At 60.2% G+C, this 19,892-nt stretch carries 16 protein-coding genes; 6 read left to right on the top strand and 10 right to left on the bottom strand.

All coding sequences use genetic code 11. From position 1 onward, the window contains the following. Window positions 1-33: 33 nt before the first annotated feature. From ggt to IQ265_RS01295, 5 genes are all read right to left on the bottom strand, one after another. A complete protein-coding gene (gene ggt, locus IQ265_RS01315; protein WP_194050407.1) occupies window positions 34-1,614 on the bottom strand; it encodes a gamma-glutamyltransferase in 1,581 nt (526 codons plus the stop codon). Window positions 1,615-1,719: 105 nt separating this feature from the next. Next, complete coding sequence (locus tag IQ265_RS01310; protein ID WP_194050406.1) at window positions 1,720-2,307, bottom strand: Uma2 family endonuclease; 588 nt, start codon at window positions 2,305-2,307, stop codon at window positions 1,720-1,722. 77 nt (window positions 2,308-2,384) lie between these two features. After that, entirely contained in the window at window positions 2,385-2,672 is a 288-nt protein-coding gene (locus tag IQ265_RS01305; RefSeq protein WP_194050405.1) for a DUF3288 family protein, read from the bottom strand. Window positions 2,673-2,681: 9 nt separating this feature from the next. Further along, a complete protein-coding gene (gene mnmA, locus IQ265_RS01300) occupies window positions 2,682-3,800 on the bottom strand; it encodes a tRNA 2-thiouridine(34) synthase MnmA (RefSeq protein ID WP_194050404.1) in 1,119 nt (372 codons plus the stop codon). A gap of 159 nt (window positions 3,801-3,959) precedes the next feature. Further along, complete coding sequence (locus IQ265_RS01295) at window positions 3,960-4,382, bottom strand: heavy metal-responsive transcriptional regulator (protein ID WP_194050403.1); 423 nt, start codon at window positions 4,380-4,382, stop codon at window positions 3,960-3,962. Window positions 4,383-4,765: 383 nt separating this feature from the next. Between IQ265_RS01295 and IQ265_RS01290 the strand changes: the two genes are divergently transcribed. Both IQ265_RS01290 and IQ265_RS01285 read left to right on the top strand, forming a co-directional pair. Then, the gene (locus IQ265_RS01290; protein ID WP_228037455.1) at window positions 4,766-6,493 is read left to right on the top strand and encodes an ArsA family ATPase; all 1,728 of its coding nucleotides are present in this window, start codon (window positions 4,766-4,768) and stop codon (window positions 6,491-6,493) included. Window positions 6,494-6,855: 362 nt separating this feature from the next. Next, complete coding sequence (locus tag IQ265_RS01285) at window positions 6,856-7,428, top strand: response regulator (RefSeq protein ID WP_194050402.1); 573 nt, start codon at window positions 6,856-6,858, stop codon at window positions 7,426-7,428. Between the two features lie 78 nt (window positions 7,429-7,506). Here IQ265_RS01285 and IQ265_RS01280 read toward each other — a convergent pair whose 3' ends face one another. The 4 genes from IQ265_RS01280 to IQ265_RS01265 all read right to left on the bottom strand — a co-directional run bounded on the left by IQ265_RS01280 (window position 7,507) and on the right by IQ265_RS01265 (window position 13,301). Next, window positions 7,507-9,351 (bottom strand): mechanosensitive ion channel family protein, encoded by a 1,845-nt coding sequence (locus IQ265_RS01280; RefSeq protein ID WP_194050401.1) that lies wholly within the window; start codon window positions 9,349-9,351, stop codon window positions 7,507-7,509. Between the two features lie 313 nt (window positions 9,352-9,664). After that, on the bottom strand, window positions 9,665-10,666 hold the full coding sequence (ccsB, locus tag IQ265_RS01275) for a c-type cytochrome biogenesis protein CcsB (protein ID WP_194050400.1): 1,002 nt from the start codon (window positions 10,664-10,666) through the stop codon (window positions 9,665-9,667). Between the two features lie 142 nt (window positions 10,667-10,808). Next, on the bottom strand, window positions 10,809-12,596 hold the full coding sequence (locus IQ265_RS01270) for a DUF3352 domain-containing protein (protein WP_194050399.1): 1,788 nt from the start codon (window positions 12,594-12,596) through the stop codon (window positions 10,809-10,811). Window positions 12,597-12,725: 129 nt separating this feature from the next. Then, window positions 12,726-13,301 (bottom strand): hypothetical protein, encoded by a 576-nt coding sequence (locus IQ265_RS01265; protein ID WP_194050398.1) that lies wholly within the window; start codon window positions 13,299-13,301, stop codon window positions 12,726-12,728. A 411-nt stretch (window positions 13,302-13,712) separates the two neighbouring features. On the opposite strand from IQ265_RS01265, the gene IQ265_RS01260 reads away from it, so the two are divergent. Together IQ265_RS01260 and IQ265_RS01255 are read left to right on the top strand one after the other, a co-directional pair. Continuing rightward, the gene (locus tag IQ265_RS01260; RefSeq protein ID WP_194050397.1) at window positions 13,713-15,371 is read left to right on the top strand and encodes a deoxyribodipyrimidine photo-lyase; all 1,659 of its coding nucleotides are present in this window, start codon (window positions 13,713-13,715) and stop codon (window positions 15,369-15,371) included. A gap of 107 nt (window positions 15,372-15,478) precedes the next feature. Then, the gene (locus IQ265_RS01255; protein WP_194050396.1) at window positions 15,479-15,916 is read left to right on the top strand and encodes a hypothetical protein; all 438 of its coding nucleotides are present in this window, start codon (window positions 15,479-15,481) and stop codon (window positions 15,914-15,916) included. Window positions 15,917-16,171: 255 nt separating this feature from the next. On the opposite strand, the gene IQ265_RS01250 is transcribed toward IQ265_RS01255, so the two are convergent. Next, window positions 16,172-16,924, bottom strand: a complete 753-nt coding sequence (locus IQ265_RS01250; protein ID WP_194050395.1) for a hypothetical protein — start codon at window positions 16,922-16,924, stop codon at window positions 16,172-16,174. Between the two features lie 650 nt (window positions 16,925-17,574). Here IQ265_RS01250 and IQ265_RS01245 point away from each other — a divergent pair. Together IQ265_RS01245 and ntrB are read left to right on the top strand one after the other, a co-directional pair. Beyond that, window positions 17,575-18,888, top strand: a complete 1,314-nt coding sequence (locus tag IQ265_RS01245; RefSeq protein ID WP_194050394.1) for a CmpA/NrtA family ABC transporter substrate-binding protein — start codon at window positions 17,575-17,577, stop codon at window positions 18,886-18,888. 143 nt (window positions 18,889-19,031) lie between these two features. Next, a complete protein-coding gene (gene ntrB, locus IQ265_RS01240) occupies window positions 19,032-19,877 on the top strand; it encodes a nitrate ABC transporter permease (protein ID WP_194050393.1) in 846 nt (281 codons plus the stop codon). Window positions 19,878-19,892 lie beyond the last annotated feature (15 nt).

Genomic DNA, 19,892 nt, shown 5'->3' with positions numbered 1-19,892 from the left:
TCCACCCATCCACCCATCTACCCCATCACCCATCTAMCCATCCACCACCACACAAGCTCCACCCCGCCGCCCATCACCCACTCCCGACAAAGCGCCATCCGGGCCAACAGCTACCGCATGGACACCGCCAAAGAACATGCTGTGGCTCTGCCACCAAGTGCAACTGTCATCGCAGGGAATGCCTGAAGATTCGATCTTCTCCCGGTCGTAGCCGGGTTCTAAATGCAGTGCCCCGCGCTCCCAGTGCAGGCGGGGGGCATTTACAGCGGTTTCAATATCCATGTCGAAGTCGAGCACGTTGGATATCACCTGCAAAATGGCGGTACGGATGCGGTTAGACCCGCCTGAGCCCAGCACGACGTGGGGTTTGCCGTCTTTTAGCACGATGGTGGGGGCCATCATTGACGACATGCGCTGATTGGGCAGCCACTGGTGAAAGCCCTGGGGGCTGAGGTCTTCTTCGCCCAGCATATTGTTCATCATGATGCCGGTACCGGGGATGATGTACGCCGAGCCTTCGCCGTTGGAGGTGGTGAGGCTGGCCGCGTTGCCCTCGCCATCGATCGCGCTGATGTGAGTAGTGCTGCCCCACCGACTGCCGCCCTGGCTGAGGGTGGCCCGGAGCTGCTCTAGATAGGGAGCCAGGTGGGCGGGGCCGAGAAACTCCTCGGCGATATCGGGGCGGTAGAGATGGGCGTCGTAACCCTGCTGGCGGGCCAGGTTGGTCAAGCCCATGACCTCTCGCAAAATGGCCACGTGGCGGGGGCTGCTGTGGGGGGTGTAGGCTGGCGCTACCTCTGCCAGCAGGTGCAGCGCAAAGGCAATCAGCGTGCCGCCAGAACTGGGGGGCGGGTTGGTCAGAATCGTGTCGCCGCCGTAGGCTACGCTTAGGGGTTCGCGCTCGATTACCCTGTAGGTTTGCAGATCCTCTAGGCTCAGGTAGCCGCCGTGGGCCTGGCAGTCTTGGGCGATCGCATGGGCCAGATCGCCCTGGTAAAACCAGCCGGCTCCGTGGCGCACCAAGTCATGCAGAAAGGCCGCAAAGTCGGGCAGGTAGAGGCGATCGCCCGCCTTCAGCAAGTCGCCCTGGGGCGCATAGATCGCCCTGGCGGCAGCGGTCGCGGTGAGAATAGGCGCTAGAATCTCAAAACTGTAGGCCCGAAAGGCATCGACCTCGAACCCCTGGGTAGCCCAGTGCTGGGCTGGGGCCACCACCTGCTCTAGGGGCAGTCGCCCCAGCTTTTGGTGAACGTGCAGCAGCCCGGCGATCGCCCCCGGTACCGCCATCGACGCCAAACCAATGTGAAACTCCTGGGTGGTGTCGCCAAAGTTGGCGTGAATGGGGTAGAAGTCGAGCGATCGCCCCAGGCCCTTCGACCTTGGCGTTTGGCAAAAAAAATCGAACAGCCGGTTCTCGCCCACCGCCGTATGGGCTAGCAAAAACCCGCCCCCCGCCAGGGAGGTCAACGACGATTCCACCACGCAGGCGGTAAAGGCAGCGGCGATCGCTGCATCAAAGGCATTGCCCCCCTGGCGCAGCATCTCGGCCCCGGCTTCGGCGGTGAGGGCATGGCCCGCCGCGACCGCACCCCGATTGGCTTTAAGACTACTCATAGCAGGCTAGTATACCGCTGGCTATAAGGCTCGCAGTGGAGAGAAACCGGGTTTCTTTGCAGCAGTTGATCAGCCAACACTAGACTCACCACAGAAACCCGGTTTCTAGTCCTGCGCCCTAGGTAACTCCCCCGCCGCCAAGATCTGATCTACCGTCAACGCCAGCTCTGGGAAGGTGGGCGATACCAGTACCTGATCCCCCACAAATACGGTTTCGTCGTAAAGCCCCTCGTTAAAGACCAGCACCGTCACCTTAGATTCCAGCGGGTCAACAACCCAGTACTCAGGAATTTCCAGTGCGGCGTATTCGGTGCGCTTGTAGCGGTAGTCGCGGGTAACAGAATCGGGGCTAACGACTTCTATTACCAGCAGGGGGGAAGTTGAAAAAACAACCGATCTGCCTTTTAGTTCTTGAGCCTGATCGAGTGTGACCACAGACACATCAGTGAGCCGTGATTTTCGCAGCCCAGTCCTTACACCTGATTCACGAAAACATAGCCAAGGACGCTGAAGTCTCCTAATTTCGATATCTAATGCCTGTTCTAGGAATTTGGCAATTAAAAAATGCTCCATAACAGGCGGTGACATTGCAACTAGCTCCCCATCAACTAGCTCGTAGCGATTCTCAGAGCCGTCATCATAGGCAAGGTAGTCTTCAAACGTACAAAGTGCTGTTGCGGTGGATGGGGTCATAGAGTTGTTCCGCATTTCCCTAACTTTGCCACATCTAACTCTTCTCAAGAGCTGAAGCTCTGACTTCTGCCTTACCTCTAGCTCCAGTCTTCGCGGCCTCGGCCTAGCCCTTTATAGACCTCGCCCTCTTGGTGAATGGCACGGGTTTTTTCGAACAGCTCGCTTTCGGTGAGCTGCCAACGACTCAGGGCTTTTTTAAGGTCAGTTTGAATGTCGCGGGCACCGGGAAACCCGTCGTAGCGAATCATCAGCCGGGCCAGCTCGACCAGGTTCAAGTCGTTGGCTTCGCCTGCCAAAAGCTGGCTCACCACCTGGCGATCGGTCTTGTACTGGGGGTGCTGCTGGTCTTTGGTAATGTCTGCCATGGCGATCGCTTAATGACTTAAAACACGGGCATTAGAGGTCGTTGCAGCCGCCTCAAGGGCAGCCGCCGCCTCGATCAGCCCGCCGCCCAGCACCCGGTCGCCGTCGTACCACACCGCTGCCTGACCGGGGGTAACGCCAAACTGCGGCTCGTCGAACACAATTCGCACGCGATCGCCCGTGCCATCCCCAGCCGGTAGGGGTACCAGTGTCGCTCCCACCGTCTCGCTGCGATAGCGAATCTGCACCGATACCGGCATGGGCTCCTGGGGTGCGGCGACTGAGACCCAGTTCACCCGCTGCACGGTGCAGTCAGGCCAGTGGGCATCGCTGCGATCGGCCACAATCACGTGGTTTTTGCCCATGTCAAAGCCCACCACGTAGAGCGGGTTGGGCGCGGCAATGCCCAGGCCTTTGCGCTGGCCAATGGTGTAGTGGTGAATGCCGGTGTGCTGACCCAGAATGCGGCCTTCGGTATCAACGATATCGCCGGGTTTGGGGGCCAGGTACTTGTCCAAAAAGGTCTGCATCGAGCCGTGGTGCTCGATCAAGCACAGGTCTTGGCTGTCGGGCTTGGCGGCGGTGTGCAGGCCAAGCTCGGCGGCCATACGGCGGGTTTCGGTCTTGGTCTGGTGGCCTAGCGGGAACTCGCAGGCGGCCAGCAAATCTTGGGTTAGGTCGTAGAGAAAGTAGGACTGATCTTTGGCCGGGTCAACGGCGCGGCGCAGCTCGTAGCGGCCCGTCTCGACATTCTGGGTGATGCGGGCGTAGTGTCCCGTGGCAATGCGATTTGCGCCCAATTCCTCTTTGGCGTACTGCAACATTGGCCCAAACTTCACCGCCCGGTTGCACTGGGAGCAGGGCAGGGGTGTAATGCCGCTGCCATAGCCTTCAACTAAGTAATTAATAATTTCGCGCTCAAACACCTCGCGGCTATCGACCACGTGGTAAGGAATGCCCAAGTCTTCGCAGAGCTTAGCCGCATCGACCATGCCCTCTGAGCAGCACTGGCCCTTACCCTTCATCAGCCACAGGGTGAGGCCCACCACGTCGTAACCCTGCTGGTGCAGGGTCGCCGCCGCTACTGAACTGTCTACACCGCCGGAGAGCCCGACTACAATTCTTTCCATGGCTAAAATGCTGTGCCTAGTGCTGCGTTGAAACCGCTGATGAGAGCTAAAGGGATGATCGCATCCCTGAAATTGCAGAAATCTTGATTACAGGGACTTGATCCAGTGTCCTATTCTAGCTCACGGGTTCCGGTCCTATAGCGCGATCGCCTCCCAGACCTAGACCGTCAACGGCACCGTTTCAATCAGCGGGCAAATATCCCCCGATTGCGGACGCGGCTGTGACTCGGCCCAGCGATCGCGGTACTGCTCCAGGTCGGCCTTAAAGGCCGTCATCTGCTGGATCTGGTCTTCCAGCTGCTGAATTTTGTCCTGCAGCAGCGATCGCACAAACCCGCAGGGCAAATCCCCCCGCTGGTGCACAGTGAGCACATCCCCCACATCTTCCAAAGAAAAGCCTAGCGCCTGGGCTTTTTTGATGAACTGCACCTGGTGTACGGCCTCAGGTGGGTAATAGCGGTAGCCGTTGTCGCCGCGCTCAGAGCTTAGTAGGCCAAGGCTTTCGTAGTAGCGCAGTGCCCCCACCGCAACGCCAGTCTGCTTAGCCACATCACCAATTTTGAGCCGAGTTGCCACAGCCATAGTCAGCCTCCAACCTAGACACCTTCATCCTAAACCCTCTAGCTCACTACAGGGTCCAGTCTCCCCTCGCCTACCCCCTTCCCCACGCCCCACATCAACTAAGTAACAGCCCTATTCCTAAGTTTCATGCTGCGGCCAGCGTTGGCAGTAGCCCTGGGCACTCTAGGTTCAGCAGTTAGTAAGGTTAGCCAATGCTGACATCATCGCCCCATCAGTTATTTATGGTKMSYRSYAAGSKCKGMGYGNGGCNAMAACGRCKMYYKCYWKYRSSYWYSYSMGGCMGNTRSMCCAGSWGCASWYCAWCRAAANNRWGCNSCWGNKCKCTANSCKWYYCWKYKSAMKMYSTGGGGGATGTGCTGCTAGTAGCTGTTGACAACACGCCTATGCCCCTGCCCGATCGGCCCAACCTGCGGGTGCGCGCGCTCGATGCGGCGGCACTGCTAGAGCAGTTTCGAGCCGACTACGGCACCGTGCTAGAGCTTTTAGTCGAGCGGGGCAGCTTTGTCGAAGGCGACGACCTCAGCCCCGTGTGGGACATGGGCTGGCCCGGCCTCGACGAGCTGATGGCGCTGCTGGAAATTCAGCGGATTTTGCGCGATCGCGAGGCCGATCGCGTGGTGGTCGATATGGCTCCCAGCGGCCATACCCTCAGCCTGTTTGCCCTGATGGATTTTCTCGATACGCTGCTGGCGGCCCTGGGCCAATTTCAGCAGAAACACCGCACCCTGACCGAAACCCTGGCCGGTCGCTATACCCCCGATGAAGCCGACCAGTTCATTGCCGATATGCACCGCGATCTGGAGCAGGGGCGAGGGCTACTTCAGGACCACGAGCGGACCGCCTGCTGGGTGGTGGGCATTCCGGAACCGATGAGCTGGGCAGAGAGCGATCGCTTTATCACTGCCCTGAGGCGCTTGGGCATTCCCCTCGGCGGCCTGGTGGTCAACCGCGTGCTTGAGGAATCGGGCCGCATTCTCGATCGCCATCAACTGGTGCTGGCCGAGTTTGAGGCGATAGTCAACGACTGGCCCGAGGCCAACGCCCAGGGGCAGCCGGTACTGTGGGTGCCTGCTCAACCGAGTGAGCCCGTTGGGGCCGCCGCCCTCGATGCCCTGATGCCCCAGGTCAAACCCCTAGATTTAGTCACGGCTAAGGGGGAACCTGCCAGCGGCACAGCTGCCGTGTACCAGTGGCCCACACCCATTCCACCCGGCATAGAAGACCTGGTGGCGGCAGGAAGGCGGCTGATTGTGGTAGGCGGCAAAGGCGGCGTGGGCAAAACCACCATATCGGCAGCTCTAAGCTGGGGACTGGCCGAGCGCCACCCCGAGGCCAACCTGCGGGTGATGTCGATCGACCCGGCGCACTCCCTGGGCGATGCCTTTGGCCAGCCCCTCGGCCACGAACCCACCCGACTGCGCCCCAACCTGCAGGCCCAGGAGGTAAGTGCCGAGGTAGTGCTCGACCAGTTTCGCACTGACTACCTGTGGGAGTTGGCCGACATGATGGCGGGCGACGGCGACCTTGCCAGCGGCATCCAGCTCGCCTACGGCCCCGATGCCTGGCGGCAGGTGGTGGCCCAGGCTCTGCCTGGCATTGACGAAATGCTCTCGCTGATAACGGTCATGGATCTGCTGGAGCGCAACGAGCAGCAGCTAATTGTGCTCGACACCGCCCCGACCGGTCACCTGCTGCGGTTTTTGGAGATGCCCACCGCCCTGGGCGACTGGCTGGGCTGGATCTTTAAGCTGTGGATTAAGTACAAAGACGTGGTGGGCCGAGTCGAGTTTATGGGTCGCCTGCGTACCCTGCGCCAGCGAGTGCTGGCCGCCCAGAAAAAACTCAAAGACCCCCAGCACACCGAATTTATTGGTGTAGTGCAAAACCAGTCGGCCATTTTGGCTGAGGCCAAACGGCTGAACCACACCCTGGGCGATCGCGGCATTGCCCAGCGCTACATCGTCCACAACCGCTATCAGTCGGGGCTTGACCTATCCGCCGAGCTGTTTCCGCACCAGTGTGTAGTGCGCCTGGCCGCCCTGTCCCCCTGCCCCGACCCCTTCGACCAGGTGAAGCAGGCCGCCCACCTGTTGCTGACGCCACCATCCTAGATTTTTGCCGCCCGATATTTTGACCGCTTCGGGCGGCAAAAATCTAGAGGGCACTGTCGGTTTAGCCAGGGTTTAGGGGAACGCTTTAACCAGCCTTAGGGCGTGTCGTCAATTTTGACCAAAGACCTTCTAGCACCAGCGTTGCCACGCCCGACCCCAAAAACGGTTAGGGGCTGTGACCATTGATGCTTGAACCCTCAGTGGTCAATCGATAACAGCCCCTGGAGCAGGTCAGGCGGGCCAAACCGCCGAGAAAACTCCAGTCCCCAGAGATTCTCGTTTCTGGCACGGACTTTCTAAAAACCTGAACTATACTAATTTCACGTCTACCAAGCCCTTCGACACCGTAAGAGGAGTCAATCGTGACAAATCACAAGATTCTGGTCATCGACGATAGCCGGGTCATCCGCATGCGCGTGCGCGACATGCTGCCCCAGGGCAATTTTGAAGTCGTTGAGGCCCAAGACGGTGTCGAAGGCATGGATGCTATTCGTAGCCAGCGCCCCAACCTGATCATGCTCGACTTCTTACTGCCCCGCATGAGCGGCTGGGAAGTGTTCCAAGAAATTCAGGCCAATCCTGACTTGCAGCACATTCCCCTGGTGCTGATGTCGGGCCGCAAAGAAGAAGTCACCGAAAAAATTACTGAGCCCTTTGAGTACTTCGAGTTTATTCAAAAGCCCTTCGAGCAAAAAGAATTAATCGAAGCGATCAAAGCGGCGATGGTCAAGGCCCGCAAGCCCCGCCGTACACCAGTAACGGCCCCCGCCGCCGCCGCGACAGCTGCCGCACCCACCGCTACGGGTGGTGGCGATGTCAGCGCTGCCGAATTCCAGGCTCTCCAGGCCCAGGTGAAGCAGCTTCAGGGCGAGGTAACGGTGCTCAAGGGCCAGCTCGGTAAGATGCTTGCCTTTATCAAGCAAAAGCTGAAGTAACCCTCAGGACTGGTGCGCTTGGGGCGATCGCATCCCAATCGGCCAGAGCCAGTCAGACCACAGAAACTACGAGCGGGGTTAAACAGCCCCGCTTTTTGCTGAGGAATGGGCAGCGCCGTCGCCGTCGTGGCCGCCGTTTGCTCTCTCTCGATCAAGACCGCCGCCTGAACCACCGTTTGAACCATTACTAAGCCCAGTAAAGGCCTGCTGCGGCACCCCAATGGCAATGCCCGCTTTGTCAAAGGCAATACGAAGCCGGCGGCGAAACTCACGGCCCACCAAAAATTGCTTTAGCGGACGCGTGCGAATCCAGAGCAAAATGGTGAGCCCCGCATGGGTCATGGCGTCGATGCCCAGCATTTCGACTGGGTTGAGAATGGCGTAGCCCCACTCGGGGTCGCTAGCCATTGCGTGGGCCGTTTCGTGCACCACCCACAGGGCCTCATCGACATTGGTGCCATAGGCCACGTCAATGCGAATATTGGCCCGTGACCAGCTGCGACTGAGGTTTTCGACCTGGGAAATCAGGCTGTTGGGCAGGGTGACCAGGCGGCCATCTTCGCCGCGAATTTGGGTAATCCGCAGGTTTAGATTTTCGACAATGCCCGTGGTGGTACCCGTCGTGACCAGATCGCCAATGGCGTACTGGTCTTCCAGCAGAATTAAGAAGCCATTGACCACGTCTTTGACCAGACTTTGGGCGGCAAAAGAAATAGCCAGGGCGGTTACGGCTCCAAAGGCCAGCAGAGAGGCCGGGGCAATGCGCAGCGTTTGCAGCACCAGCAGAGTAGCCAGGGCGTAGATAACGGCCGTTTTGAGACCCTTGAGCGCCCCAGTAATGGTAGAAAGGCGCATTGATTTGCGCTGCATTTCATCGAGATCGCCCAGCTCGTTTTTGCCCCAGGCCTGGGCCACCCGCTCTATGGTCAGATTGGCGAGCCGGTTGAGCAGTCCTGTAAAAAACCAGGTCAGCAGCAGCAGCACCGGAATTGAGAACAGCCCAAAGGCATAGCTTCTGGTTTGGGGAAAAATGTAGAGCCCGCTAGCAATGCCTGCAATCCACACAAAGGCAATGCCCCAAAACATTAGCCAGCGCAGAAAGGCGACCACCTGAAGCCGCTGTTCTAAGGTGATTTGGTAGCGAAAAAGGTACTGCAGCTGCTGGGCAGGAAACTCGTTGTCGGGGGGAACAGCCATGCCCGCCTGGGCGGTTTGCTTGCGTTCAAGAGAGCTTTTACGCCAGCCCAGCGCCTGCCAAATGCTAGTCAGCAGCAGGGTAAGCAAGATGCTGACCAGCACAATCCAGACGGTTCTGCGAATTTGCCGCTGCCGAGCCTCGGGCAAACGCCCGTCTACCGCCTGACGGAGAGCGTCGCGCAGCACCTCTTGCCAACGCTCGGCCAGGTCTGTTTGCGATACGCCGTTGTACTGGGCGTCGGTGTCGGTGATGGTGAGCAAAACCCTGGGTTCAACCAGGCCCGCCCCCACCGCAAAGAGAACTGGCTGGCCCCTAATGGTCTCAATAGTGACATCCAGGGAGGCGCTATCGAGGATCTCATCGGTGTAGCTCAGATCTAAGGCTCGGTTGACAACCTGGTTGAGATTGGTCTCAATTTGGCGGGCGCGGACCTCGACCGGCACCTCAGCACCGGCTTCGTTGCGGTTGAACACCACTGGAGAGGCAATATCGAATAAAGAAACGCCGTCGAGGGAAACCGATGTGACCTCGATCAGGCCAATCCGCTGGACGCCTGCGGGGGGCAGGTTGTTGTTGCCCGGTCCGAAGGGGTTAGAAATTTGCGCCATCGCCAGGGTGCCCCAGCCGAGGGCGAGCAAAAGCCCCAACCCCAGTCCCAGGAGCGATCGCGCCCAGCTTCCTAGACGACGGTTCTTGGTGATCGATACGGGTTGTGGTGTGACCATGGCTTAGGCGCGATCGCAACAGCTAGCAGTAACAGCGGCCCTGAATTGATCTAGCATTTTGACGGCTGGATAAGTTATACCGCCCGACGGTTCATCATAAATGGGTTTGTGGTACTTGCCCAACGCAACATCCCAAGCAGGGGCGGCAGATATCGTCCGGGCCTGCCTCGCGGCAGCTCATCAACTGGAGCCCGACTACACCTGAAAAAACTGCCCACTTATCAAGCCCTTTAAGGCGGTGGAGTGGCCAAACGATAGGTCACCAGCCGCCCCGCTCGTTTGATCTGGTGTAAAAAAGATTTAGAAAAAATAGCTAGAAAAACCAGCCGTAGCTGTGCAGCCCTTTGCCGAGAATGTTGACGCCCAGGTAGCACACCCACACCACCACAAACCCGGTAGCCGCCAAAATAGCCGGGCGACGCCCCTGCCAGCCTTTGGTAATGCGGGCATGGAGGTAGGCCGCAAACACCAGCCAGGTAATCAGCGCCCAGGTTTCCTTGGGGTCCCAACTCCAGTAAGAGCCCCAGGCCTCGTTGGCCCACACTGCCCCAGCGATGATGCCGATGGTCAGCAGCGGAAAACCGAGGCCAATCATGCGATAGCTAATGTTGTCGAGGGTATCGGCCAGGGTGAGCCGCTGGGGCGAAAGTTTGACGGCGGTGGCCGCAGGAGACTCGAGGACAGCAGCACCGCCAGCGGAGATCGACAGCGGCTGGGGCAGATCGGCTGTAGCTGCGGCTTTGGCTTCGGCCCGATGCAGCTTAACGTTGCGAAAGCCGCCGGTACCCACCGAGCTACCCTTCAGCTCGACGGCCTGGCCCCGAGTAACTAACAGAAAGGCGATCGCCAGCAAAGCCCCCACCAGCAGCGCCGCGTAGCTGAGCAGCATCACGCTGACGTGCATCATTAACCAGTTCGACTTGAGGGCGGGCACCAGCGGCTCTGACCCCTGCATGGTGCCGGGCAGCGACAGGGTGGCAAAGGCTGTAATAGCCATAGCAATAGGCGCGGTAACAGCCCCCACCAGCGGGCTGCGGCTCATGCGCTCAGCCACCAGGTGCATGGCGGTAATGCCCCAGGCCAGAGCGAACAGCGACTCGTAGAGATTGCTCATGGGAAAGTAGCCTCCCTCAATCCAGCGGGCACCGAGCAGGGCGGCAATGGTGAGGTTGCCCACGGCGATCGCCCCGGTGCCCAGAGACGGCAGCAGTGTGGCGCGCGGGAAGGCAACTCCGCACCAGTAGAGCAACATCGCGATAAACAGCACCGCAAAGGATGCGTTGTCGAGCCAGCCCTGGAGCGCAATCAAATCCATAGTTCAGGAAAGAGGGTTGAGGGAAGGATGGTCCTGTCCTATCCTACCGACTTTTGTGGGTTGAATGACTGGGGCGACCGCTCCACCTAGATAGGGTTGGACTAGACCGAACTTAAAAATGCAGGCTGTTGCTGCTGGACACCTATTCACTGGTGGCCGGGGGCGTCGCTTCGGGGGCGGGGGTCGCTTCAGGCTCAGGCGTTTCCTCAGGGGCGACGGGGGCAGCCTCAGTTGAGGGCAGGTCGCCGGGGCGATCGCCCCGCTTTAGAATGGCCGTCATGTCGTAGCGCACCTGGCGATCGCTGAGCACTGTGGCCGTTACCCCGATCGCCTCGATCGCCTCAGACCCCAGCAACCCCTCCTGGGGCAGAGGCGGCAGCAGCAAGTTATTCTCCGCCTCGCTGAGGGCCTCTAAGTTGGCAAAGAAATGGCCGTTGTTGGGACGCGGCGCTTCGCCTGTGGTGGCCTGAAACGAGTTGTTCTCGGCCAGGCGGCGGCCCGGCGAGGGGGCAACCAGATTGGCTATGCCCTGGCCCACGGTAAAGAAGGCAATATCGCCCTCCAGCCAGCCGTAGGCCATCTCCAGCGAGTTGAAGGGGGCTGTCCAACGGGTGACGGGCACGCCGCCCATATCCACCGTATCGACCGCAAAGCGGTAGCGACTGGTCATAACGGCATCGAGCTGCTCGAAGGTAGCCGTGGCGGCCTCGCGATCGCTGGCCTTAACCATAAGCACCAGGGCCGGGTTGGGCAGCGGCGGGGCGTTGCTCGGCCCAGCCGGGGGCGACAGCACGCCTACGGCGAACTCTCCCGCCATCCAGGGCAGCAGGTTTTCCTCCAGGCTCAGGCCGGTAGCCGACTGTAGCCCCAGGGCCACCTCGGCGGCCTGCAGCGGAAACAGCGCCGAGAACTGCTCCCCTGCCTGGAAATCCTCCCAAAACTGCTGAAAGTCTCCCCCGGAGATGGCTAACAGCGTTCCCGTGGGCAGCCGCTGGGGCATCTGGCTGGCCTGGTTACCAGTGGCAAAGGTCTGGGTTCCCGGCTCTAGCCAGCTCACCCCCTGCAGGGCCACGCCGCGATTTTTAACCGCCACGGCCCCCACCAGCCCCCGAGGAGCCTGAAAAGCGCGCAAACGACTGGGGGCAATGGGCGGATCGGCAGCCTCGGCCACGGTTTTGGCCAGGGCGGGCATATCGACGTAGAAGCGGGCCAAAGGCCGGGTTTCGGTCAGCTGCTCAAAGGCTTTGCCCACCCCAGGCCGATTGACCAACGACTCGCCACCGCGATAGGCATCGATCGCCCGTTTGAGCAGGGGCAGCTGGGGGCTGAGCACCGCTGTTTCGGCACTCAGCACGGCGGCGTAGAGGGGGGTTTCGGCCTGGCCCTCCAGCTGTTGCAGGGTTACGCCCCGGTAAGGGGCATCTTCGGCCTGCTCGGCCTGGCCCAGCCGCTCGCCCAAATCGTTTTGGGCGCGGTTGGCATCGGCGATGGGCAGCACCATCACCACGTTGGACCTGAGGGCTAGCTCGGGGGCCGGTAGCGAGGGGGGCAGGTCAGTGGCAGGCGCAGTATCGGGCAGCACCGCCAGGGTAATTTCAGGGCCAACCCAGGGCTGAATGTCGCGGGCAAAGGTGAGGTTTTGGTCGGTCAGCAGGCGATCGCGCCATTCCACCAAAAGCTGATCAAACTGGGCCTGAGTGGCCTCGGTGCCAAACTGGCGCAGCCGCCGCCACTGGGCCTCATCGCTGGAGAGAGCCACCACCATCAGCGCGTCCGCCGGAATGGCATTGGCCCCGGCGGGCAGGGTTTTAGCCAGCTGCCCCCGGCGGGCAGCGACCCAAAAGCTGAGAATACCGCCGCCCAAAAACAGCAGCGCCGCTGCCACAACTAGGGGCAGCGGGGGTTTCTTCAGCCGCGGCTTGTTTTGCACCACTTTGGCAATACCCCTAGGGGACTAAGCGAATTTGCCCTGCCACTTTAGCAAAGAACTTCTCAGACGAACCACGCGCCAGGGTATGCCTGGCACCAGCAGCCCCCGGTCGGCGGTTGCAGACGGCCCCTAGCGAAATCTAAAGTCGTAGCCAACGTAGCGATCGCCGTCGTAGAGCACCACCAGCCAGGTCTGGGGGTCAAACTCTAGGGGGTAGGCCTCGCGCTCCGCTGGCAGACCGGCCTCGGTTTTGCCGGGCGACAGCACGCAGTAGGGCGCGTTGAGAAATTCCTGCACCGTTGCTTTGGGGGCTTGGAGATCGGTTTCTAGCAATTTTTTGACCTGGTCACGCGACACCAGCGACTTGGGCTGCTCCTGGCGAATGCAGGTAAAAGCCTCGGCCTCCGGGGCCTGCTCTTGATTGATATTGGGGGAGATCAACAGTGCCGCCAGCGCCAGCACCGACCCACCTGCCACCAGCACCTGGCGGGGCTGAGGACGGGGTGTAGACTCGCCATAGACCGCCCTGTTATTGACTTGAGCCGTAGGGGGGTAGGGCCGAGGGCCAGCCTGGGGCGCAGGCCAGGCCGACCGGGGCGCAGGCTGGGGCGACGGTTTAGGCGAAGCGCCCTGGGGCTGACCTGGCGACGGCTGCTGGGGCCGATGATAGTGCGACGAAACCGGGTAGGAAGAGCGTTGAGCCATAGCATTGACCTTTGCTGTCTACGGATTGGGAAGGGTTGGGGAGGGGAACCCGAGCATGCTCCCAACTCTGCCGGGGGTGCAGCCAGGCTCAGAAACCTGAATCCGAGCCAGCCAAGTTACCCCCAGTCAGGAAACGGAGCCCGTCAGCAAGCTGGGGCAGCAGAATCTAACGCCAGCAGCGCTTGCGGGCTAGGGGGATGATCGTCTGCCGGGGCGTACCATCCATAAGGGCGGCAGTGGGCAGCGCAGAGAGCAGGAGTAATTTCTGAGTACAAGTATAGTACGCAAATACTATTCAGCAAACCAAATCGGCCTAATTTTTTTGTTACGGTTTGAAAAGCGCGATCGCCCCCTTGCCCCCCAAGCAACCTCGAAGCGGACGAGAGCAGCCGTCGCTCCGCCTGAACCGCCATGAACACAACCATTGTCTGGTTTCGCCGCGACCTGCGGGTATCTGACCACGAGCCGCTGCTGCGGGCGGCCCGGCGGGGCTTGGTGGTGCCTGTGTTTATCTTCGATCGCGCCCTGCTGCACCACCCCGAAACTGGCCCGGCGCGGGTGGCTTTTATGCTGGCGGCCCTGCACGCGCTAGACGCAGACCTGAAAGCGCTGGGCGGGCGACTGATAGTGCGATCGGGCGACCCGGTAGAGGTGCTGCCCAAGCTGCTGCGAGAGACCGGGGCCGACGGCATCTACGCCCATACCGATGTCGAGCGCATCTACGGGCGGGTGCGCGATGCCCGCCTCAACCGGGCGCTGGCCCAGCAGAGCCTGAAAATTCGCTGGTTTGAACCTGCTGCCAGCGTCGCCGCCCTGGTGCCCTACCCCGAGTACCGCGACATTTGGCACCGCGAGATGGGGCAGCCCCTGGTGCCCACCCCGGCCCAGGTGCTGGTGCCCCCGAACTTGGCTAGCGACCCCCTGCCCGAGCTAGAGGCCCTGGGCCACCAGGCCGACGGCAAGCCCCTGCCCCCCGCCAGCACCGCCGCCGCCCGCACCCTGCTGCAAGCCTTTTTGACCGACAAGGCCGATCGCTACTACTGGCAGCTCTCTTACCCCAGTGCCGAGGCCACCACGGGCCTCAGCCCCCATATCAAGTTTGGCGTCATTTCGGTGCGGGAGTGCGTGCAGACCATTCGCCAGACCCCCGACTGGGGCGACCACCGCCTGCGCCGCAGCCACCAGCAGCTGATCTCGCGGCTGCGCTGGGGCAATGGGTTTACGCAGCGGTTTCGCTACCTGCCGCAGCTGGAGCTGCGATCGCTCTACAGCATCTTTGACCACGAGGGCTGGGCCTTTGACGGCGACCTCTACCAGGCATGGCAAATGGGGCAGACCGGCTTTCCGATTGTGGATGCCGCCGCTCGCTGCCTGCAGGCCACCGGCGGCTACCTGGCGCTCAATTTTCGCACCCGGGCCATCTACGCCAGCTTTTTGAGCAACCTGGGCGGCATCGACTGGCGCTACGGGGCACTGCACTTTATGCGCCACCTAATCGACGGCGACTGCCCCATCGACCACTACCAGTGGGCCATGCAGTCGGGCGTCACCCACTGCGTCGACAAAACCTGGACCCGCATTTACAACCCCGGCCAGGTAGCGATCGACCGCTGCGACCCCGAGGGCGAGTTCATCAAGCGCTGGGTGCCCGAACTGGCCGATGTGCCCGCCAGTCAGCTGGGCAACCCACCGACGCTCTCGGGCTACCCGGCCCCCATCCTCAACTACAAGGCCGCCCGCCAGCGCCGGGTCAAACAGCTCGAAGCCCAGCGGGGCAAGTTTCTCAATGCCAGCAACCTGCTGCCGTTTCTAGCCCCCATGCCCCCAGATCTCACCCCCTTTGGCACTGAGCTCTACGGCGGTGAGGTGGCCTGGGCCGCAGCCCCCCTCGACGAGCTGTTTCCGGCGGCGCTGCCCCTGGCCGCCCTAAGCCCTGAGCAAGCGGCCGCCCTGCGCACCTGGTTTGTGGCCCACGTCGCCATTCAACCACCGCGATCGCGGCGGCGAAAGCCCAGGGCGGCCGCCGCTGACCCCACCATTCACCAGCTCAGTCTGCTAGATATGAACTAGCCCGCCGCCTATGCCGCGTATGAGCTGAGTTCTCTATCGTTCTGACCTTGTCGCCCAGGGGGAAAGCGCTTAGCCTATTCGAGAAACGTTATTTAGAGGGTGACGTGATGGATTTAATGGGCATGGTCAACCAGGCGATCGCCAGCCAGGATACCGAAGCCAACGGCGGCCTAATTGGGTCAATTTTGGGCAATCTCAACAACGCCCCCGTGGAAAACAACAAAATTGGCGGCATTGCCAGCGGTCTCCAGGGCGTGCTGCAGGCCAAGGGCCGGGGCAATCCGGGGGGGCTGATGGGGACGCTGCAAACGGTAGCGGCGACCGGCGCAGTGGAACAGCTGCTGGCCAATGAGCAAATTAGCGCGATCGCCCAGCGAGTCGGGGCCGACCCCAGCATGGTCAGAAGCGTGACCCCGCTGATCGCTCAGTTTCTAGTCAAGGGGTCGAACGCCAGAGGCGGCGGACTGCTGCAAAAAGTGCTCTCCGGCGAGGTTGACCTGGGCCAGATGGCGGGGCTGATCGGCATGGCCAACAAGTTTTTGTAGACTCATCCCAAATTTGGAATGAATCCCCGCAATTGGTAGGGGCGTAGCATGCTACGCCCCTACGGGGTTTCTAGCCATGAATCGGGATTTATAGCCATCGTCAGGACAGTTAGGACGTGCCAGAGCTTCTGGAGCGATGGCTATACGCCAGTTCGCCGCCCCAGTTTTCGCCAATGGCGGTTACTGATGTTCTAAGCGAACTGGCCACCGCTATACAACCTCGGATTGCGAGGGACTCGGTTTCTTTTGAGCTGACTAAACCTGCCGCAGCCGATCGCAGAAAACCGCCAGTGTTGACAGATCGGCGTCAACGCTGGTGCGGCCATTGTACTGAAAGGGGTTGTCTAGATCGCGAATCAGCAGCAGCAGATAGGTAAACGAGGTAAACAGCAGGCACGACACCACTAGGTTTTCGCTGAAGCTGTCGGCCCCAATCAGCAGCAGCGCCCCCACTACCCCAATCAAAAAGACCTCCAGCAGCGCGTAGGCTGGCCCCACAAAATCGGTATCGCGGCTAATGCCAATCTGGGTAATCAGCAGGCGCATCTTAGCCTGCTCAGCCTGGGCACGAGCCACGATCGGGGCACTGGTATAGGGCAGCATGGCAGCCAGGGAGGTATTGAGCCGGTCAAGGGCGATCGCCGTTTCGGCCTGGGGTTTTTCGGCCTGGAGCCAGTCCAGTGTTGCCTGGGCGATCGCAACCAGATCTTGACTCAGCGGCTGGGGGTTGTAATCAGCATTCGCCTGCGCCACCAGCTGGTTGCTATCTTGAATCGTCTCCAATGCATTGGCCAGTTGCACCGGCATGTCGGCGCTGGCGCGAAAGTCGCCCAGGGTGCCGTTGAGCACAAAGGCGATCACAAAGGTGGCGGCCCCAAATAGCGACCCGGTCAGTGAGTCAAAGGCCCAGGGCTCCCACCCCAGACGATGCAGAGCGAGCTTAGCCGCCCCGTATAGCCCCGTTAGCGGCAGCACCGTCAGCAAAATGCGCCATTTAGCCAGGCTCAAAACACTCACCACTTTCCCTGCTTTTCTCTTAACGCCGCGATTGCCCCAACACTAGGGCTTGGCCGGGTTGCGATCGGGGTACTCGATACGCTGCGATCGCACCCTTTCAAACTAATTATGCAAATCCTACATGTTGCTCATGCGATAAATGGATGGCCAATCGCAAAGCGTAACCATAAATACAAAACCCGTCACAAAGTTTGAATAACTTAATCTCAAATGTCGTAGTGCAAAAGCACAGAAATGCTGACTTTAACAGGGCAGTTCAAGAATACAAATCAGTAAAAGATTGCGGAGCTTTGATTTTGTAAAATTCCGACTTTACCTGGCCGATAGGGTTAAACCCCTTGAAAAATCTACCTCTTGGTTCAGCAACGTTCTGAGAGCGGTGGTGTTTGAAGGCCCGTCTTAAGCCAGGGCCTGCTCCTTATAATTGCTTAATTTTCATTTGTTCTGCCAACGTTGCCACATTTTAGTTGGTCAATTTCTGGTTTTATAGAAAGCCAAAAGCTGGTGGTAGCAGAGCAAACAATTAAGTGAGTTCCAGACTTTCTGTGGAATTGGCACAGAAATTAGCCCGACGGCGATCAGCCAATATCCTGATCACTTTCTGTATTTACCACTTTGCATAACTCTGGAGTGAATGCAACATGACTCGACTCAATCGCCGCAGATTTTTGACCACCGCTGGCACCGCCGCCGTGGGTACTGTGTTGCTCCACGCCTGCAGTCAGGGTGGATCTAACCAGGCCGCAAATGCCCCCACTGAAGTGGCTGCCAACGTTGACATTGCCCCGCCCGAAACCACCACGGCCAAGCTAGGCTTTATTGCTCTGACCGACTCGGCCCCGCTGATTGTTGCCAAAGTTAAAGGCTTTTTTGACAAGTACGGCATGACCGATGTCTCAGTTGAGAAGCAGGCCTCCTGGGGCACCACCCGCGACAACCTGGTGCTGGGTTCGGGCGGCGGCGGCATCGACGGGGCGCACATTCTCACCCCCATGCCCTACCTGATTTCTGAGGGTATCGTTACCGACGGTCGCAAGGTGCCAATGTACATCCTGGCTCGCCTCAACACCAACGGCCAGGGCATCTCGCTGTCTAACGACTACCTCGACGCCAACGTTGGTCTAGACAGCTCTCCCCTCAAGGAGGTGTTTGCCCAGCGCAAGTCGGCAGGCAGCGAACTCAAGGCGGCGATGACCTTCCCCGGCGGCACCCACGACCTGTGGATTCGCTACTGGCTGGCGGCGGGCGGCATTGACCCCGACCAAGACATCTCGACCATTGTGGTGCCACCGCCGCAGATGGTAGCCAACGTCAAGGTGGGCAATATGGATGCCTTTTGCGTGGGCGAACCCTGGCCGCTGCAAACGGTGAACCAGAAGATTGGCTACAACGCCCTCACCACTGGCGAAATGTGGAAAGACCACCCCGAGAAAGCCCTGGGCATGCGGGCCGACTGGGTCGATGCCAACCCCAATGCCACCAAGGCCCTGCTGATGGGCGTGCTCGAAGCCGCCATGTGGTGCAGCAAAGACGAAAACAAAGAAGAGATGTGCCAGATTCTCTCCGAGCGGGCCTGGTTTAACGTGCCCTTTGACGACATCATCGATCGCTCCCAGGGTAAGTTTGACTTCGGCAACGGTCGGGTCGAAGAACTGCCCGACCTGAAGCAAAAGTACTGGGATGACTACGCCTCCTACCCCTTCAAGAGCCACGACCTGTGGTTCCTGGTGGAGAACATTCGCTGGGGTAAGCTGCCCGCCGACACCGACATCAACGCCTGGGTCGAGGCCGTGAACCGCGAAGACCTCTGGCGCGAGGCGGCTACCGCCCTGGGCCAGGAAGACATGATTCCTGAGAGCACCTCGCGCGGCGTCGAAACCTTCTTCGACGGCATCACCTTCGACCCTGAGAACCCCCAGGCCTACCTCGACAGCCTCGCCATTAAGCGCGTGTAGGGTGGGCACTGCCCGCCATTTCCCAATGCCCCTCTCCCCAACCCCTCTGGGAGAGGGGAGCCGGAAAGCCTTTTGCTTCAACCTTTTCTTTGTCCCCCAGTCCGCACTATTCCTCTGCTGTACGCCCTGGAGACCTATCGACCATGACGGCACCCCTCGATATTCGATCGGCGCGATCGCGCTTTGACCTACAAAAGCTCAGTGGTCAGGCCGTGACCTGGCTCAAAGAACTGATTGCGCCCCTGGTGGCCGTGCTGATTTTTCTGGCTATCTGGCAAGTCATGACCATGGGGCCAGACGCCAACCTGCCCACCCCTATCCGCACGGTGCAAGACACCTGGGAGCTGATCGTCAACCCCTTCTTTGACTACGGTGGCACCGACCGAGGGCTGTTTTGGCAGGTGTGGAGCAGTCTGCAACGGGTAGCCCTGGGCTTTACCCTGGCGGCGATCGTCGGTATTGCCCTGGGCATTTTGGTGGGCACCAGTTCGATAATGTACAGCGCCCTCGACCCGCTGTTTCAGATTTTGCGCACGGTGCCGCCTTTGGCCTGGCTACCCATTTCCCTGGCGGCGTTTCAGCAGGCCAACCCCTCGGCCATTTTCGTGATTTTTATTACCGCCATCTGGCCCATCATCATCAACACCACCGAGGGCGTGCGCCAAATTCCGCAGGACTACAACAACGTGGCGCGGGTGCTTCAGCTCTCGAAAACCCAGTACTTCTTTAAGATTTTGTTCCCGGCCACGGTGCCCTACATTTTCACCGGTCTCAGAATTGGCATTGGCCTCTCCTGGCTGGCGATCGTGGCGGCGGAAATGCTGATTGGCGGCGTGGGCATCGGCTTCTTTATCTGGGACGCGTGGAACAGCTCACGCATTAGCGACATTATCATCGCCATTGTCTACGTGGGCATTGTGGGCCTGCTGCTCGATCGCCTGATTGTGTTTGTGGGCGGCCTGGTGCTGCCCGAAGAGCAAAAGCAGTAGCCCCCTCCCCCGTAG

Source organism: Nodosilinea sp. LEGE 06152 (assembly GCF_015207525.1).
In the GTDB taxonomy this organism is placed as follows: Bacteria; Cyanobacteriota; Cyanobacteriia; order Phormidesmidales; family Phormidesmidaceae; genus Nodosilinea.
This window is presented reverse-complemented; position numbering and strand designations above follow the sequence as displayed.

Coding starts and splice junctions, on each gene's coding strand:
- IQ265_RS01310 (WP_194050406.1), bottom strand. CDS start 2,307: ATGACCCCATCCACCGCAACAGCACTTTGTACGTTTGAAGACTACCTT.
- IQ265_RS01305 (WP_194050405.1), bottom strand. CDS start 2,672: ATGGCAGACATTACCAAAGACCAGCAGCACCCCCAGTACAAGACCGAT.
- mnmA (WP_194050404.1), bottom strand. CDS start 3,800: ATGGAAAGAATTGTAGTCGGGCTCTCCGGCGGTGTAGACAGTTCAGTA.
- IQ265_RS01295 (WP_194050403.1), bottom strand. CDS start 4,382: ATGGCTGTGGCAACTCGGCTCAAAATTGGTGATGTGGCTAAGCAGACT.
- IQ265_RS01290 (WP_228037455.1), top strand. CDS start 4,766: ATGCCCCTGCCCGATCGGCCCAACCTGCGGGTGCGCGCGCTCGATGCG.
- IQ265_RS01280 (WP_194050401.1), bottom strand. CDS start 9,351: ATGGTCACACCACAACCCGTATCGATCACCAAGAACCGTCGTCTAGGA.
- ccsB (WP_194050400.1), bottom strand. CDS start 10,666: ATGGATTTGATTGCGCTCCAGGGCTGGCTCGACAACGCATCCTTTGCG.
- IQ265_RS01265 (WP_194050398.1), bottom strand. CDS start 13,301: ATGGCTCAACGCTCTTCCTACCCGGTTTCGTCGCACTATCATCGGCCC.
- IQ265_RS01260 (WP_194050397.1), top strand. CDS start 13,713: ATGAACACAACCATTGTCTGGTTTCGCCGCGACCTGCGGGTATCTGAC.
- IQ265_RS01255 (WP_194050396.1), top strand. CDS start 15,479: ATGGATTTAATGGGCATGGTCAACCAGGCGATCGCCAGCCAGGATACC.
- IQ265_RS01245 (WP_194050394.1), top strand. CDS start 17,575: ATGACTCGACTCAATCGCCGCAGATTTTTGACCACCGCTGGCACCGCC.
- ntrB (WP_194050393.1), top strand. CDS start 19,032: ATGACGGCACCCCTCGATATTCGATCGGCGCGATCGCGCTTTGACCTA.